Source organism: Plantibacter sp. ME-Dv--P-095, assembly GCF_030209365.1.
GTDB lineage: Bacteria > Actinomycetota > Actinomycetes > Actinomycetales > Microbacteriaceae > Plantibacter.
The window spans coordinates 408,580-423,013 of record NZ_JARVSB010000007.1; the positions used below are offsets into that span (position 1 = coordinate 408,580).

At 69.5% G+C, this 14,434-nt stretch carries 13 protein-coding genes and 1 tRNA gene; 10 read left to right on the forward strand and 4 right to left on the reverse strand.

Annotation, left to right across the window (positions count from 1 at the left end):
• Positions 1 to 94 precede the first annotated feature (94 nt).
• Together QRN26_RS11915 and QRN26_RS11920 are read left to right on the forward strand one after the other, a co-directional pair.
• Positions 95 to 3,832 (forward strand): AAA family ATPase, encoded by a 3,738-nt coding sequence (locus QRN26_RS11915; RefSeq protein WP_285036991.1) that lies wholly within the window; start codon positions 95 to 97, stop codon positions 3,830 to 3,832.
• A 16-nt stretch (positions 3,833 to 3,848) separates the two neighbouring features.
• Positions 3,849 to 4,064: a hypothetical protein gene (locus QRN26_RS11920; protein WP_285037046.1), complete on the forward strand. Its 216-nt coding sequence runs from the start codon at positions 3,849 to 3,851 to the stop codon at positions 4,062 to 4,064.
• A 37-nt stretch (positions 4,065 to 4,101) separates the two neighbouring features.
• Here QRN26_RS11920 and mscL read toward each other — a convergent pair whose 3' ends face one another.
• The 3 genes from mscL to QRN26_RS11935 are packed head-to-tail and all read right to left on the reverse strand — an operon-like array spanning position 4,102 to position 5,558.
• The gene (mscL, locus tag QRN26_RS11925) at positions 4,102 to 4,548 is read right to left on the reverse strand and encodes a large conductance mechanosensitive channel protein MscL (RefSeq protein ID WP_056778539.1); all 447 of its coding nucleotides are present in this window, start codon (positions 4,546 to 4,548) and stop codon (positions 4,102 to 4,104) included.
• 51 nt (positions 4,549 to 4,599) lie between these two features.
• Positions 4,600 to 4,926 (reverse strand): FmdB family zinc ribbon protein, encoded by a 327-nt coding sequence (locus QRN26_RS11930; RefSeq protein ID WP_285036992.1) that lies wholly within the window; start codon positions 4,924 to 4,926, stop codon positions 4,600 to 4,602.
• 32 nt (positions 4,927 to 4,958) lie between these two features.
• Entirely contained in the window at positions 4,959 to 5,558 is a 600-nt protein-coding gene (locus QRN26_RS11935; RefSeq protein WP_056780934.1) for a 5-formyltetrahydrofolate cyclo-ligase, read from the reverse strand.
• A gap of 153 nt (positions 5,559 to 5,711) precedes the next feature.
• Here QRN26_RS11935 and galU point away from each other — a divergent pair, with 153 nt between their 5' ends.
• The 8 genes from galU to QRN26_RS11975 all read left to right on the forward strand — a co-directional run bounded on the left by galU (position 5,712) and on the right by QRN26_RS11975 (position 12,892).
• Positions 5,712 to 6,605 (forward strand): UTP--glucose-1-phosphate uridylyltransferase GalU, encoded by an 894-nt coding sequence (gene galU / locus QRN26_RS11940; RefSeq protein ID WP_285036993.1) that lies wholly within the window; start codon positions 5,712 to 5,714, stop codon positions 6,603 to 6,605.
• A 121-nt stretch (positions 6,606 to 6,726) separates the two neighbouring features.
• Positions 6,727 to 7,380, forward strand: a complete 654-nt coding sequence (locus QRN26_RS11945) for a GNAT family N-acetyltransferase (protein ID WP_285036995.1) — start codon at positions 6,727 to 6,729, stop codon at positions 7,378 to 7,380.
• Between the two features lie 97 nt (positions 7,381 to 7,477).
• Entirely contained in the window at positions 7,478 to 8,503 is a 1,026-nt protein-coding gene (locus tag QRN26_RS11950) for a hypothetical protein (protein ID WP_285036997.1), read from the forward strand.
• A 146-nt stretch (positions 8,504 to 8,649) separates the two neighbouring features.
• On the forward strand, positions 8,650 to 9,264 hold the full coding sequence (locus QRN26_RS11955; protein WP_285036999.1) for a hypothetical protein: 615 nt from the start codon (positions 8,650 to 8,652) through the stop codon (positions 9,262 to 9,264).
• A gap of 51 nt (positions 9,265 to 9,315) precedes the next feature.
• Positions 9,316 to 9,392: transfer RNA gene (locus tag QRN26_RS11960), tRNA-Ala, on the forward strand.
• Between the two features lie 177 nt (positions 9,393 to 9,569).
• Positions 9,570 to 10,745 carry a N(5)-(carboxyethyl)ornithine synthase gene (locus tag QRN26_RS11965; RefSeq protein WP_285037001.1) on the forward strand — a complete coding sequence of 392 codons (1,176 nt, stop codon included), beginning with the start codon at positions 9,570 to 9,572 and terminating at the stop codon, positions 10,743 to 10,745.
• 123 nt (positions 10,746 to 10,868) lie between these two features.
• Positions 10,869 to 12,044: a mechanosensitive ion channel family protein gene (locus tag QRN26_RS11970; protein WP_056007653.1), complete on the forward strand. Its 1,176-nt coding sequence runs from the start codon at positions 10,869 to 10,871 to the stop codon at positions 12,042 to 12,044.
• A 185-nt stretch (positions 12,045 to 12,229) separates the two neighbouring features.
• Positions 12,230 to 12,892, forward strand: a complete 663-nt coding sequence (locus QRN26_RS11975; RefSeq protein ID WP_285037003.1) for a MurR/RpiR family transcriptional regulator — start codon at positions 12,230 to 12,232, stop codon at positions 12,890 to 12,892.
• 13 nt (positions 12,893 to 12,905) lie between these two features.
• Here QRN26_RS11975 and QRN26_RS11980 read toward each other — a convergent pair whose 3' ends face one another.
• A complete protein-coding gene (locus QRN26_RS11980) occupies positions 12,906 to 14,369 on the reverse strand; it encodes an MFS transporter (RefSeq protein WP_285037004.1) in 1,464 nt (487 codons plus the stop codon).
• Positions 14,370 to 14,434 lie beyond the last annotated feature (65 nt).

A 14,434-nucleotide genomic window follows, 5' to 3' on the forward strand; every position in this document is an offset into this window, starting at 1 on the left:
GCCGGCCGCGCGCGTCGCACAATTCCTGGACCGACTCGACGAAAAACCGTACTGCTTCCCGGCGTTTCGCCTACCTGGCACGTATGGTGCAAGGGTGTGGCGGCTAGAGAAGAGACGGGATGACGGCGACGTGACGTCCGGAGTCGAACGGGAAGCAGCGGAGTCGCAACTCCGCGAGGGTCCCGTCGCGGCATCGGCGGGCGTGGTCGACACGGCGCTGAACGCGTGGCGTCAGCAGCTCAGCACGGTCGGCGGACCCTCGCCCCTGCTGCACTTCGTCGATGCTCCGACGACCCGGGTCGAACTGAGTTCCACCCACCCCGGCGGCCTGCCGCAGTTCATCTCGGGGAAGTCGACGCTGTTGTCGAACCTCATCCGCGACGAGATCGCCCTCCGCGGAGCGAAGCGTGCCGCCGACCGCATCACCACGAAGGGCATCGAGCTTGCGACCGTCCGCGGCATCGACGCCGTGCACCTCGCCGTCGGGCTGGCCCAGTGGACGCACCAGGGCGAGGACTTCAGCGCCCCGGTCCTCCTGCGGCCGCTCGCCATCCGGCGATACGGCCGCGACTTCGAGGTCAAACTCCGCGGCACCACGACGGCGAACCCTGAGCTCGTCCGTGCGCTCCGTGAGCAGTTCGGCATCGTCCTCGACCCGGACGAGTTCGTCGCCCTGAGCGAGTCCGGTGGCGTCTTCAAGCCGCAGCCCGTGATCGACCGCCTCCGCTCGCTCGCCGCAGGGCTCGAATGGTTCACGGTCCAGCCCCGGTTGCTCGTCTCGTCCTTCGCCGCGGTCGGGCACTCGCTGCTGGACGACGCCGCCAAGCTCGACCATCCGATCCTCGACGCCGTCGCCGGCGACGAGGGCGCCGTCGGTCTCGTTCGCAGCAGCTTCACCCCGGTGGACGCGCCCGGACAGGACGACCGCCCGCCGTCGACCGACACCCTGCTGCTCGACGCCGACGTGGAGCAGGAGAACGTCATCGCGCAGATCGGCGCCGGCAACTCGCTCGTCGTCACCACGCTCCCGGGCACCGGCGGCACCCAGACGATCGTGAACGCCATCGGCGTGCTCGCCTCCCAGCACAAGCGCGTCCTCGTGGTGAGCCCTCGCCGCTCCACCCTCGAGGGCATCCGCCACCGGCTGACGAAGGTCGGACTCCCCGGCCTGTGCGCGTCGCCGTCGACCCTCCGCCGCGACCTGATCCAGGCGATCACGCGGAACGAGCGCGCGATCCCGCCGCAGGTGGGGGAGGTCGACGACGCCCTCGTGCGGTTGCGTCGGGTCCTCATCGACTACCGCACCTCGCTGCAGGCGAAGGACCCGGACCTCCGGGTCTCCGTCATCGACGCCCTCGAGGCGCTCTCCAAGCTCTCCAAGCTGCCGAACCCGCCCGGGACCCTCGTCCGCCTCGACCGCCAGACGCTCGTGGGGCTCGCCGCCGGTCGTTCTCGCGCGGCCGAGGCGCTCGAGGGCGCAGCCGCCCTCGGTGAGTTCCGATACGGTCCCGGCGACTCGCCGTGGTACGGCGCCTCGTTCGACACGACCGCCGAGGCGCAGGAGACCCACGAGCTCGCCAAGCGTCTGCACCGCAAGGATCTGCCGCAGCTGCTCGAGCGCGCCTACGGACTCATCGGCCAGACGCAGATGCGTCCCTTCGAGTCGATCGACGAACTCGGCATCTACCTCCGACTCCTCGCCGACATCCGCGAGACGCTCGACCGCTTCCAGCCCGACGTCTTCGACCGTTCGCTCGCCGACCTCATCGTCGCGACGAGCCCACGGAAGGACTCGACGGCCATGTCCTCGGCCAGCCGTCGTCGTCTCAAGGCGCTCGCCAAGGAGTACCTGCGACCCGGCGCGCACGTACCGGACATGAACGCCGCGCTCCGCAGGATCCAGCAGCAGCGCACCCTCTGGCAGCGCTACGTGACGACCGGCGCGCCCCCGGAGGTGCCGCTCGGCATCGCGGACGTCGAGCAGACGTACACCATGGTCGCGGGGAAGCTCGAACTCGTCGACCAGCCGCTCGGCATCGCCGACACCCCGGACCGCCTCGGACGCCTCGCCATCCCGAGCCTCGTCCGGACGATCTCCGAGCTCGCCGCCGAATCCGAGGTGCTGCACAACCTCCAGGAGCGCACCGCGATCCTCGCGGGTCTGCGTGAGCAGGGGCTCGGCGAGCTCATCATCGACCTGTCCCAGCGGCACGTGCCGCGGACGCGCCTGGCCGACGAGCTCGAGCTCGCCTGGTGGCAGTCCCTGCTCGAACTCGTCCTCACGGAGGACCGCGGTCTGCTCGGTGCGAACACGAGTGTCGTCGAGCGCCTCGAGTCCGACTTCCGACTCGTGGACGAAGCGCACGCCTCCGCCTCCGGTCAGCTGCTCGCCTCGCTGCTCGCCGACACCTGGAAGATCGGCCTCGTCGACCACGCGACCGAGGGCATGGCCCTCCGGTCGCTCCTGAAGCGCGACCGACCGCTTCGAGCCGCCGAGCTCGAGCAGGCGGCACCCACGCTCTCACGCGTCCTCGCGCCGGTCTGGCTCGTCTCGCCGTACGAGGTGCCGCGGATCCCCGAGAGCGCGTCCTTCGACGCCGTCTTCCTCGTCGACGCCGGGGCCACCCTGCTCGCCGAGAACGTGGACGCCATCCGCCGCGCACGTCAGGTCGTCGCGTTCGGCGACCCGGTCACGCAGAGCCCGTCCCCGTTCGAGATCCGCCTGACGGATCAGGAGGCGACGCCGGAGCCGCACGCCGACCTCGCCGAGTTGCACCGCGAGTCCGCGCTCGAGCAGCTGAGCTCCGTCCTGCCGACGCTCATGCTGACGCGGTCCTACCGCGCCGGCGGCGAGGACCTCGCCGAGCTCGTCAACGAGCGCTTCTACGGCGGCCAGATCGACTCCCTCCCGTGGGCGGGCTCGTTCCTGGGGCACGGCAGCCTGAGCCTCGACTACGTGCCCGGTGGACTCGGCATGCCCGACCCCGTCACCGGCGCCGTCGAGAGCGTCGACGTCGAGGTCGAACGGGTCGTCGAACTCGTCCTCGAGCACGCGTCGAACCGTCCGCGCGAGTCGCTCATGGTGGTCACGGCGAGCGACAAGCACGCGGTGCGCGTCCAGCAGGCCGTCCTCGCCGCCTTCGCGCGTCGTGCCGACCTCTCCGACTTCCTCCTCCGCGAGCGCGCGGAACCCTTCACCGTCCTGACGCTCGAGCAGTCCGTGGCCGAGAGCCGCGATCGGGTCATCTTCTCGATCGGATACGGACTGACGCCGCACGGTCGGGTCCTGTCGGACTTCGGTGCGCTGGGCCAGCCCGGTGGCGACCGGTTGCTCGCGGTCGGGATGACGCGCGCCCGACGGTCCATGGTGATCGTCTCCTGCGTGCGTCCTGAGGACCTCGATCAGAACCGGATCCAGCACGGCATCCTCGCGCTCGCCCGCATCCTCACGGACACGTCCCGGCGTGCCTCCGAGGACCAGGCGACGCACGAGGCCGAGCCGATGCTCGTCGACCTCGCCACGCGTCTGGAGACGCTCGGGATGCGGGTCGACATGGGTTACCGCGGCAAGCTCGCCCTCGTCGCCTCATGGGGTGGCCGGGCCGTCGTCGTCGAGTGCGACGAGGAACTGGGTGACGCGAGCCTTCGTGAGTCGTTGCGGCTCCGCCCCGACGTCCTCCGCCGTCTCGGTTGGCACTACGTCCGCGTGCACAGTTTCGACCTGTTCGCCGACGCGGAGGCGGTCGCCCAGCGCGTCGCGGGCGTGCTCGGGCTCACGACGACCGAACACCTCGACACCGCGCCGATCGCCGTGCAGGTCCCGCGCCACTGATGATCGGACGTTGATCATGCAGGACGATCAGGAGCCGCGAATCGTCCGCCCGCGAGGGTCGAGGCGGGCGATCCGGCCCGGCGCTCCCGGGACGGATCCGGCGCCGCAGCTCCCGGCTGGCCCGGTGAAGGCCTCCGAGGACACCGACGAGGCCTGGGGCGGTCCGGCGAAACCCGCCGGCGGCGGTGGCAACGACGCCGAGCTGCAACGCAACGTCCCGCCCCACTGGTGAGTGGGACGGGACGTCGACAGGACTGCCAGGCTGCAGGCTAGCGGCCGTCGGTCGTGTCGTCGCGTGCGGGCGGCAGGGGTGCGCTCGTGCCGGTCTTCAGGACGTCGCGGATCTCGGTGAGCAGGGACAACTCGCTCGGAGCCGCCGCTTCGTCCGCGATCGTCGGCTTGGTCGTGACGCGCTTGAAGTGGTTCATCGGCAGCACGATGACGAAGTAGACGACGGCTGCGATGAGCACGAACTGGATCGCGGCACCGAGGAAGGCGCCGAACTGCAAGTCAGCCGTCTGCCCGTCGAGCGTCGGGATCTTGACGACGAAAGCGTCCTTCAGGCTCTCGGCCTTGAAGAGTGCGCCGAGCAGCGGGTTGAAGATGTTCTCGACGAGCGAGTTGACGATCGCGGTGAACGCGGCCCCGATCACGACGGCCACGGCCAGGTCGATCACGTTGCCTCGGAGGATGAACTCCTTGAAACCTTTGAGCATGGGGTCTCCCTGATGATCGGGGATGGAACGGACCCTCGCTACGCTACCGGCTCAGGACGAGCTGCTCCCAGTCGACGCGGGAGCCGGGCTCGACGACGAGGACGCACCGGAGGAGCCCTTTGTGTCGGACGAGGAGGACTTCGACGCACCCTCCGAGCTGCCCGAGGACGCGGGGATGGAACTCGACCCCTTGCCGGCACCGGCGCGGGAGTCCGTGCGGTAGAAGCCTGACCCGTTGAAGGTCACGCCGACCGCGCTGAAGAGCTTCCGCAGCTTGCCGGAGCAGGCCGGGCACTCGGTGAGCGAGTCGTCGGTGAACGCCTGTTGGATGTCGAAGGCATTGCCGCACTCGGTGCAGCGGTACGCGTAGGTGGGCACGGGGTCTCCTGGGATGTGGCGGGTCGGCGCGCTCAGCGGCGCGGTCGGACCTGGTCGAAGTCGATGATGCGGCTCGGGGTGACCGCGCCGCCGACGGGCTCGTCGTGGATCTCGCTCGGGACCTCGTCGAGGATCTCGGTGTCGTAGAGGACCGCGTAGACGGGTGGGCAGCGCTCCATCGAACCGAGCGTCTTGTCGAAGTAGCCGCGACCCCAGCCCATCCGCATGCCACTGCCGTCGACGGCCGCTGCCGGCACGAGGATCAGGTCGACGTCGTTGATGGCTATGGGACCGAGCGTGGTGCCGACGACCTCAGGCGTGCCGGCGAAGCCGACCGTCTCGATGCCGTCCTCGCCGATCGTCCAGTCGAGGAGTCCGTCGGTGCGGGTCACGGGGAAGAGGATGCGGATGCCGGCCTCCTGGGCCCACTGGAGGAACGGACGCGTGTCCGGTTCGCTCGGTGAGGCGAGGTAGCAGGCCAGGGAGGTCGCTCCGAGTCGGGAGACGAGGGCTCTAAGGTTGTCGGTCAGCCCGGTCGTCGACCGCTCCTTCTCAAGCGAGGTGAGCAGCTCACGCCGCTCGCGGAGCTCGGCGCGGAGCGCTCGTTTCTCGTGCTCTGCGGGGCTCGTCATGGGTCCCATTCTAAACGGCTCGGCGTCGGCCTCGGCTCGTTGCGCGGCGACATACCCGACAACTGCCGCCTCGTCCAGGGGTCGAGGGGATTTCACCCCCGTTCGAGGCCCTCTTCGGCGACTTCACCGGCTCCACACGATAGGTTTTCCCCTATGACCACTCGAGTTACCAAAGCAGTCATCCCCGCAGCAGGTCTCGGCACCCGGTTCCTCCCGGCCACGAAGGCGCTGCCCAAGGAGATGCTCCCCGTCGTCGACAAACCGGCCATCCAGTACGTCGTCGAGGAGGCCGTCAGCGCCGGCCTGGCCGACGTCCTCATGATCATCGGCCGGAACAAGAACGCGCTCGCGAACCACTTCGACCGCGTGACGGAGCTCGAGCTCAACCTCGCCAAGAAGGGCGACACCCAGCGCCTCGAGAAGGTCAACGAGTCCAACGAACTCGCCGACATCCACTTCCTCCGCCAGGGCGACCCGAAGGGACTTGGCCACGCCGTCCTCCGCGCCAAGCGCCACGTCGGGAACGAGCCCTTCGCGGTGCTCCTCGGCGACGACCTGATCGACGCGCGCGACGTCCTCCTCGAGCGCATGCTCGACGAGCAGGACAAGCGGAACGCGACGATCATCGCCCTCATGGAGGTCGACCCCGATTCCATCCACCTCTACGGCGCCGCTGCCGTCGAGGCCACCGACGACGCCGACGTCGTGCGGGTCACCGGCCTGGTCGAGAAGCCCGCCAAGGAGGACGCCCCGTCCAACCTCGCGATCATCGGACGCTACGTGCTGAAGCCCGAGGTGTTCGAGATCCTCGAGCGCACCGAGCCGGGCAAGGGCGGCGAGATCCAGCTCACGGACGCGTTGCAGGAGATGGCCTCCGACGTCGAAGGCACCGGCGGTGTCTACGGCGTCATCTTCCGCGGCCGTCGTTACGACACGGGCGACCGCCTCGACTACATCAAGGCGATCGTGCAGCTCGCGGTCGACCGCGAGGACCTCGGTCCCGAGCTGCGGCCGTGGCTCAAGGACTTCGCCGGAGACCTCGACTGAGGACGGTCGGCGACGCACGACGCGCCCCGGGCCCGCGAAAGCGGGCGTCGGGGCGCGGCTGCGTCAGTGACTCGGGGAGTGCTCCGCTAGGCTCGCCACAGGACGCGAGAGGGGTGGCAAGGTGGTGCAGGTCGTACCCGTTCTGAGCAGCGGACGAGTGAGCATCCGGCCCATCAAGGTCCGCGATGCGAGGCCGCTCGAGCGCGAGCTGGCGGAGAACCGCGCCTGGTTGCGCCGGTGGGAGGCCACGAGTCCTTACGGCCCCGTCCCGGCCGACAGTCGTGCGGCGATCCGGTCGCTGCAGAATCACGCACGTTCCGGTGCCGGTCTCCCGTTCGTCATCGAGGTCGACGGCGAGTTCGCCGGCCAGCTCAACGTCTCCGGCATCACCTACGGCTCCTTGGCGTCCGCATCGATCGGGTACTGGGTATCGCAGCGCTTCGCCGGGCTCGGCGCCACGCCGATCGCCACGGCCCTGGCGACGGACCACTGCTTCACCGCCCTCCAGCTCCACCGCCTGGAGATCTGCATCCGCCCGGAGAACGCACCGAGCCTCCGCGTGGTCGAGAAGCTGGGCTTCCGCTACGAGGGACTCCGGCGTCGGTTCATCCACATCGACGGCGACTGGCGCGACCACTTCTGCTTCGCGCTCGTGCGCGAGGAGGTCCCCGGTGGTGTCCTGAACCGGTGGTTGGACGGCCAGGTCCCGAAGGACGCCTGTGTGATCCCCGAGTCGGACCGCATCGCCGCGTCCGTGCCCTTCCCCGGGCGTTGACGCCGCTCCACCCCACCTCGGTCGGTTTGGAGATCCATCCGCGGACACACCCCGCCGGTGATCGGTCAACGGGTGTCCACCCGCTACGGTCATGAACATGGACGGCGGATTCCTGAGCGGTGGGGTGATCATTCTGGTCGCGGCGATGCTGTGGCTGGTGTACCTGGTGCCCTCATGGGTGCGTGACAGTCAGTTCTCCGCCAGTGAGCGGAACGCGATCCGACTCCAGCAGACGCTCCGTGTGCTGGCCGAGACCGCCGAGGTGCCGGAGGCCGTCCGCCTCGAGGCCACCTCGCGCGAGGTCGCGGCCCAGCGGAAGCTGCTGAAGCAGCTCGAAGCCAGGACCAAGGCGACGGCGGAAGCCGCGGCGCGGGTCGAACTCGCCGAAGCCGACCGCATCCGGCGCGAGGAAGAGGCGAAGGCCGTGCAGGCCGAGGCCGCCGCTCGTGCCGCGGAGGACGCTCGTCGTGCAGCCGCCGCCGCAGCCCGAGCCGTCCAGCGCAATGCGCGGGCCGCGAAGCTCGCAAGGAGCCGACGCCGCTCGCGGCTGCTCGCCACCACGGTGCTCGTCGCCTCGATCATCGGCTTCTGCTCCGGTGTCACCTCCTTCCTGGCCGGCGGGGGCCTCGTCCTCGGTGTCACGTCCACCGTCGTCGGGCTGCTCGCGCTGTCCGCCCTCTCGCGCATGTCGCGCATCGCCCACCGTGCGGTCGCGCCGGTGCCCGCGGTCGCGGTCACGACCAGGCGGGTCGAGTCGGCGCTCTTCGAGTACAACGAGCCCGTCAAGGCGGCCTCCCAGGCGCAGACGTGGACCCCGACGGCCATCCCCAAGCCGCTGCACCTCTCAGAGGGCTCGTCCGCTGCAGCCGAGCTGGCGAAAGCCGACGCGTACGACCGGCTCCGTCAGGCCGCCATGCAGGAGGCCATCGCCTCGCGAGCCGAGCGACTCGCTCCGGCCATGCCGACGATCGTCCGTCGCCCGGAGCCCGTGGCCGCCCCGCAGCCCGAACGGATCGAGCCACAGCCGGCTCCGAGCCGGTTCGCCGCCATGGGCGTCGTCGACGAGGGTGAGATCGCCGCCGGTGGCTCCACGCTCCTGCAGCGTCGCCGCGCTGCCGGCTGACCGACGGCCCTCCGCTCCGGTCGTTCATGAACCGGTCACCCGCTCCGGATAGACTCGTGGAGGGGGTTCGTCGATCCAGTCTCGTCGGCGCCCTGGAACGCGAAAGGTGACCGATGGGCGTGTGGCGCAAAGGCCGGCGGAAGCCGATGAAGCCCTACGTCGCGCCTCCCGAGGTCGCTCCGCCGCCGGTCGAGCACGCGGTCGAGGAAGGCCTGCTGATCGCCCGCTCGTGGACGGTGGTCGAGGTCACGAACTGGATCATCGAGCGAGCGCTCCGCGATGGCGCCTCCTACGACGCCGAGGCGACGCAGGCCGCCGTCCGCCGGGAGCTCGGGCGCATGGCGGACGAGCAGGAGGAGTACGCCGACCTGGCGCGGGAGGCCCGCCAAACGGCGTTCCAGCGTCGGGGGAGCGCCCGCCACCAGCACGACTACCGCGCGGGCGATCTGAGTGCGCTGTCGCGTCGTCGCGAGGTCTACTCGGGGCTCGCCGCAGAACTCCGTCGGGTGAGCCAGGACGAGGCCTTCGTCGCGGCGATCGCGGAGTCCGCCCGCGAGCGGGCTTGGGGCGATCTGGAGCGTGCCATCCAGGCGAAACTCGACCGCGTGCTCGACGAACCGGTCGTCGACGAGCACTACCGGCGCGCGAGGAGTCAGCGGCTCCGGTGGTTCCGCGACCTGGACCTCGCGGCGCTGATCGCGGCGAATCCACAGGACGGCCGCATGCCGGTCGACGACGGTCCGAACCCCTACGAGGAGTAGCTCCGCCGGTTCGAAACGGGTCGCGGGGTCTGCTAGCCTGGACGAGTAGTTGGGCCCATGGCGCAGTCCGGTAGCGCACCTCGTTCGCATCGAGGGGGTCAGGGGTTCGAATCCCCTTGGGTCCACCAACACGACGACAGCCCCGCACCTCACGGTGTGGGGCTGTCGTCTTCCGGAGCGGTCGTCTTCTCGGAGCGGTCGTGTTCCCGGGCCGCGCGCGTGCCCCCGAGCGTCCCCTCCGCGCTGCGTCCTGTACGGTCAGGGGCACGGCGCCGCCTCGGCTCCCGTGAACGGGACGAGCAGTCATGCCAGCAGGATCCGAACCGACCGTGCAGCACGACAGCGTCCTCGGGGTGGTCGGCACCTCGCTGAAACCCGACGAACGGCGCGTCCCGATCCACCCGGCGCACTTCGAACGCATCCCGGAGGAGTTCCGGTCCCGGATCGTCGTCGAGCATGGGTATGGCACCCGATTCGGCGTCTCCGACGAGGAGATCGCACCGTACGTCCGCTCGTTCGCGACGCGCGCCGAGGTCATCGCGCAGGCCGATGTCGTCCTCCTCCCGAAGCCGCAGCTCGAGGATGTCCAGCAACTCCGCGACGGGCAGACGCTGTGGGGCTGGCCGCACTGCGTCCAGGACACCCCGCTCACCCAGCTCGCGATCGACAAACGGCTCACCCTCATCGCCTTCGAGGCGATGAACCACTGGGCCGCCGACGGCAGCTTCGGGCTGCACGTCTTCCACAAGAACAACGAACTCGCGGGCTACAGCTCGGTGATCCACGCCCTGGAGCTCTGCGGCTCCACCGGCAGCTACGGTCGTCGCCTGACTGCCGTCGTCATCGGCTTCGGCGCGACCGCCCGAGGCGCGGTGACCGCGCTCAACGCCCACGGCGTCCACGATGTGCGGGTGCTCACCAACCGTCGGGTGGCGGCGGTGGCGTCACCCATCCACTCCGCCCGCATGATCCAGTTCGACCACGATGACGGCCCCTACCTCAGCGAGGTGATCACCGACGAGGGGCGCGTCCCGCTCGCCCCGTTCCTCGCGGAGAGCGACATCGTCGTGAACTGCACCCTGCAGGACCCGAACGCCCCGCTGCTGTACCTGCGAGAGGACGACCTGGGTGCCTTCCGCCCCGGCAGCCTCATCGTGGACGTCTCCTGCGACGAGGGGATGGCCTTCGAGTGGGCGCGGACGACCGGCTTCGACGACCCGATGTTCACCGTCGGGCGGGGCGAGATCAACTACTACGCCGTCGACCACAGTCCCTCGCTCCTCTGGAACTCGTCCAGCTGGGAGAACAGCGAGGCCCTCCTGCCGTTCCTGCCCGTCGTGCTCGCCGGGCCGGCGGCGTGGGCCGACAACCTGACCGTCGACCGCGCCGTCGAGATCCAGGACGGTGTCCTCCGGAACGAGGCCATCGCCGAGTTCCAGCATCGGACGATGGAGTACCCGCACCCGATCATCTCGGCCTGAGAGGTTCGTGGCAGGCCGCACAAGCGGTCGATCCCGGCGGACGAGCGCCCCTACGCTTGACGCTTGCGCGCTGCAGGAGCAGGGCGCGACCAAGGACTGCAGGACCAGCTCGAGGAGGCACGGATGTTCGTTTGGGAGAGCTGGTGGGGTGTCGCCGCAGCGGCGGGGATCGCCACCGTCGCAGCACTCGTCGTGCTCGCCGTCGTCTCGGTGTCGTTCCGCTTGGCGGCAAGACGGCGCGACTGGCCGGCCGCGCTCGCGGGGAGCGCACGGCACCCGTTCCGCGCGCTCGTGATCCTCGTGGCGGTGTGGCTGGCGGTGGCGGCGACGCTGCCCGACGAGAACGTCCGCGGGCTCATCGATCAGGGCTTCCGGATCGCCGTGATCGCCGCTGCCACCTGGTTGGTCGCCGCGCTCCTCGCCTTCGTCATCGGGCTCGGACAGGCCCGGTACCGCATCGACGTCCCGAACAACAAGGTCGCCCGACGCATGCAGACGCAGCTCGCGCTCGTCAGGCGGCTCGCGATCGCGGTCGTCGTCATCGTCGGCGTCGCCTCGATCCTGCTGACGTTCCCCGGCGTGCAGGGCGTCGGAGCGAGTGTGCTCGCCTCGGCCGGCGTCGTCAGCATCGTCGCCGGCCTCGCCGCACAGTCCGTCCTGGGCAACGTCTTCGCGGGGATCCAGCTCGCCTTCAGCGACGCCATCCGCGTCGACGACGTCGTGATCGTCGAGGGGGAGTGGGGGCGGATCGAGGAGATCACGCTCACCTACGTCGTCGTCGGCATCTGGGACGACCGGCGGATGGTGCTGCCCTCCACCTACTTCACGTCGACGCCGTTCCAGAACTGGACCCGCAACACCAGCGAGCTGCTCGGTTCGGTGGAGTTCGACCTCGACTGGTGGGTGAGTCCCGCCGTCATGCGCACCGAGCTGGAGCGCATCCTCGACCGCACCGACCTCTGGGACGGCCGGGCCCAGGTGCTGCAGGTCACCGACGCCGTCGGCGGGTACGTGCGCATCCGCATCCTCGTCACAGCGGTGGACGCACCGACACTCTTCGACCTGCGCTGCCTCGTGCGTGAGCAGATGGTGGAGTGGATCCTCGCGCAGAACCCGTCGGCGATCCCGCGCAACCGCGTGCAGATGGTGGAGCAGGAGCCGCGCCCGGTCCCGAAGCGCGGCGGTCCGGTGACGGAACCGGTCGGGCTGTTCAGCGGCAGCGTGGAGGCCGAGCAGCGCGCGAGCCTCTTCACCTCCTCGATCACGCTGCCCGAGGCGGACGAGCAGGGCGGACGCTGATCGCGGACCGGCCGCGTCGGTCTGCACCGAATCGTTGTCGTTCCGGCGATCTTGTATGCGCTTCCGCTCGCTACCATCGAGGGAACCTCGCCGGGCGACCTGCCGGCGGGCCGTCGGTGCCCCTGCCGACCTGGACGGACGACGCCTGATCGCACGACGGTGTCTGCAGGCGAAGGAGACCCCGCGTGAACCACGACATCCGCTTCCTCACCGAGGAGGACACGGCCGTCCCGGGTGAGCGGCCGGAGCAGCGACTCGAACGACGGTCCGCCTCCGTGCTGAAGCACCGGCTGCTCGACCAGGAGCGCAAGCAGTTCGACGACTCGCTCGCCTGGGCGAAGACGGACGGCGCACTCGAACGTGCGGCTGCACTCATCGTGTCCGCCCGCCGACGGTTCCTCATCGGGGCGTCGAAGTCGTTCACCTACGCGTCCCTGCTCGCCGCCGACCTGAGTTACGGTCTGGCGAACGTCACCCTCATCGACGGCACCATCGTCCGCCCCCTCGACGTCCTCAGCGACGTGCGATCGAGCGATGTGATGATCGCCGTGTCGTTGCGGCGGTACCGCAAGTACACGATCGCCTCCGCCGTCCCCTTCGCGCAGGCGGGCGGCAGCCTCGTCCTCATCACCGACGCCCCGGACTCCCCGCTGACCCCCTACGCGGACGAGACGATCGTGGTCGGGCGAGCCGACGACGGTCACCCGAGCTCCTCGATCGGGATCGCGCTCACCCTGCACCTCCTCGCGACGCTCACGACGGCCAGCGCCAAGGGCGCCGGCCGACGTGCGGTGGAGCGGGAGCGGTTGGCCGAGACCCTCGGGGTCTACGTGGACGAGGAGGGCTGAACCGCGGCCACGGTCAGTTCCCGGGGCGCTTGCCGTCCCGGACGATCGACAGCGGTTCGGTGATGTCCTCGAGCGATTTCCGGGCCGCGTCGACGCCGAAGATGAGGGCGATGAGACCGCCGAGGATCATCACCCCGGCGCCGACGAAGTACCCGACCGTCAGCGGGCCCCGGTCCGTGCCGTCGCCGATGAGGATCCCGTACAGCAGTGGCGCGACCGAGCCGGCGATCTGACCGATCGCGAAGAAGTACCCGATGACCTGGCTGCGGAGTTCGAGCGGGAAGATCTCGCTCACCGTGAGGTAGGCGCTGGATGCTCCTGCCGAGGCGAAGAAGAACGACACGCACCAGAAGATCGTCTGCGTCGTCGCATCGAGGACGCCGGCGTTGAAGAGGACGGCCGACACGGCGAGCACCACGCCCGAGACCCCGTACGTCAGGAAGATCATCTGGCGACGACCCCAGGTGTCGAAGAGTCGTCCGAGGAGGAGCGGCCCGAGCAGGTTCCCGATGGCGAACGGGAAGAAGTAGTACTGGGTCGACGACGGGCTCGTGCCGTAGAAGTTCTGGAGGACGAGCGCGTAGGTGAAGAAGATCGCGTTGTACAGGAACGACTGGGTGATCATCATCGCGAGCCCGACGAAGGTGCGCTTGGGGTAGGTCCGGAAGAGCACGCCGAAGATCGTGCGGATCGGGATGTGCCCCTGCGCCTGCACCGTGAGCGCCTTCGAGTCGTCGACGGGGTCGATCGTGCCGCCCTGCTTGCGGACCGTGTCCTCGATGTCGTCGACCGTGGCCTCCGCCTCCTGCTCCCGGCCATGCGTCATGAGCCAGCGCGGGCTCTCGGGGATGTGCCGCCGGAGGAAGATGATCATGAGGCCGAGGACCGGGCCGATGAAGAAGCCGATCCGCCAGCCGACGTCCTCGGCGAAGTAGTCGGTGTTCAACAGGAACAGGTTCGCGGCCGATCCGAGTGCGGCACCGCCCCAGTACGTGCCGTTGATGGCGATGTCGACGTGGCCTCGGTACTTCGACGGGATGAGTTCGTCGATGGCCGAGTTGATCGCGGCGTACTCACCGCCGATTCCCATCCCGGCGAAGAAACGGAAGATCGCGAGGAACCAGAACGTCGGCGACAGGCCGGCGATCCCGCTCGCGACCAGGTAGATCGCGAGCGTGAGGATGAAGAGCTTCTTCCGCCCGAGTCGGTCCGCCATCCGCCCGAAGACGAGGGCGCCGGTGACCTGGCCGAGCAGGTAGATCGTCCCGAGCAGCCCGACCTCGGCAGCCGAGAGCCCCAGGGACTTCTGGAAGCCGGCCGAGGCGACGATCTGGATCTCGAGTCCGTCGAGCACCCAGGAGAACCCGAGACCGACGACGATCATCCAATGGAACCTGGTCCAGGGCAATCGGTCCATCCTGGCGGGGACGAGACTCTTGACGGGACCCGGCTGCCCGGAGGTCGACGTGCTCGACATGGAACGACTCCTTCCACGGCCGTCCCCTCGACGGTCGATCCGGGAGATGACGCTACTCCCGAGGC

What these genes read in the sequence shown, in the direction of transcription:
- QRN26_RS11920 (WP_285037046.1), top strand. Translation starts at nt 3,849, where the DNA reads ATGCAGGACGATCAGGAGCCGCGAATCGTCCGCCCGCGAGGGTCGAGG.
- mscL (WP_056778539.1), bottom strand. Translation starts at nt 4,548, where the DNA reads ATGCTCAAAGGTTTCAAGGAGTTCATCCTCCGAGGCAACGTGATCGAC.
- QRN26_RS11935 (WP_056780934.1), bottom strand. Translation starts at nt 5,558, where the DNA reads ATGACGAGCCCCGCAGAGCACGAGAAACGAGCGCTCCGCGCCGAGCTC.
- galU (WP_285036993.1), top strand. Translation starts at nt 5,712, where the DNA reads ATGACCACTCGAGTTACCAAAGCAGTCATCCCCGCAGCAGGTCTCGGC.
- QRN26_RS11950 (WP_285036997.1), top strand. Translation starts at nt 7,478, where the DNA reads ATGGACGGCGGATTCCTGAGCGGTGGGGTGATCATTCTGGTCGCGGCG.
- QRN26_RS11955 (WP_285036999.1), top strand. Translation starts at nt 8,650, where the DNA reads ATGAAGCCCTACGTCGCGCCTCCCGAGGTCGCTCCGCCGCCGGTCGAG.
- QRN26_RS11965 (WP_285037001.1), top strand. Translation starts at nt 9,570, where the DNA reads ATGCCAGCAGGATCCGAACCGACCGTGCAGCACGACAGCGTCCTCGGG.
- QRN26_RS11970 (WP_056007653.1), top strand. Translation starts at nt 10,869, where the DNA reads ATGTTCGTTTGGGAGAGCTGGTGGGGTGTCGCCGCAGCGGCGGGGATC.
- QRN26_RS11980 (WP_285037004.1), bottom strand. Translation starts at nt 14,369, where the DNA reads ATGTCGAGCACGTCGACCTCCGGGCAGCCGGGTCCCGTCAAGAGTCTC.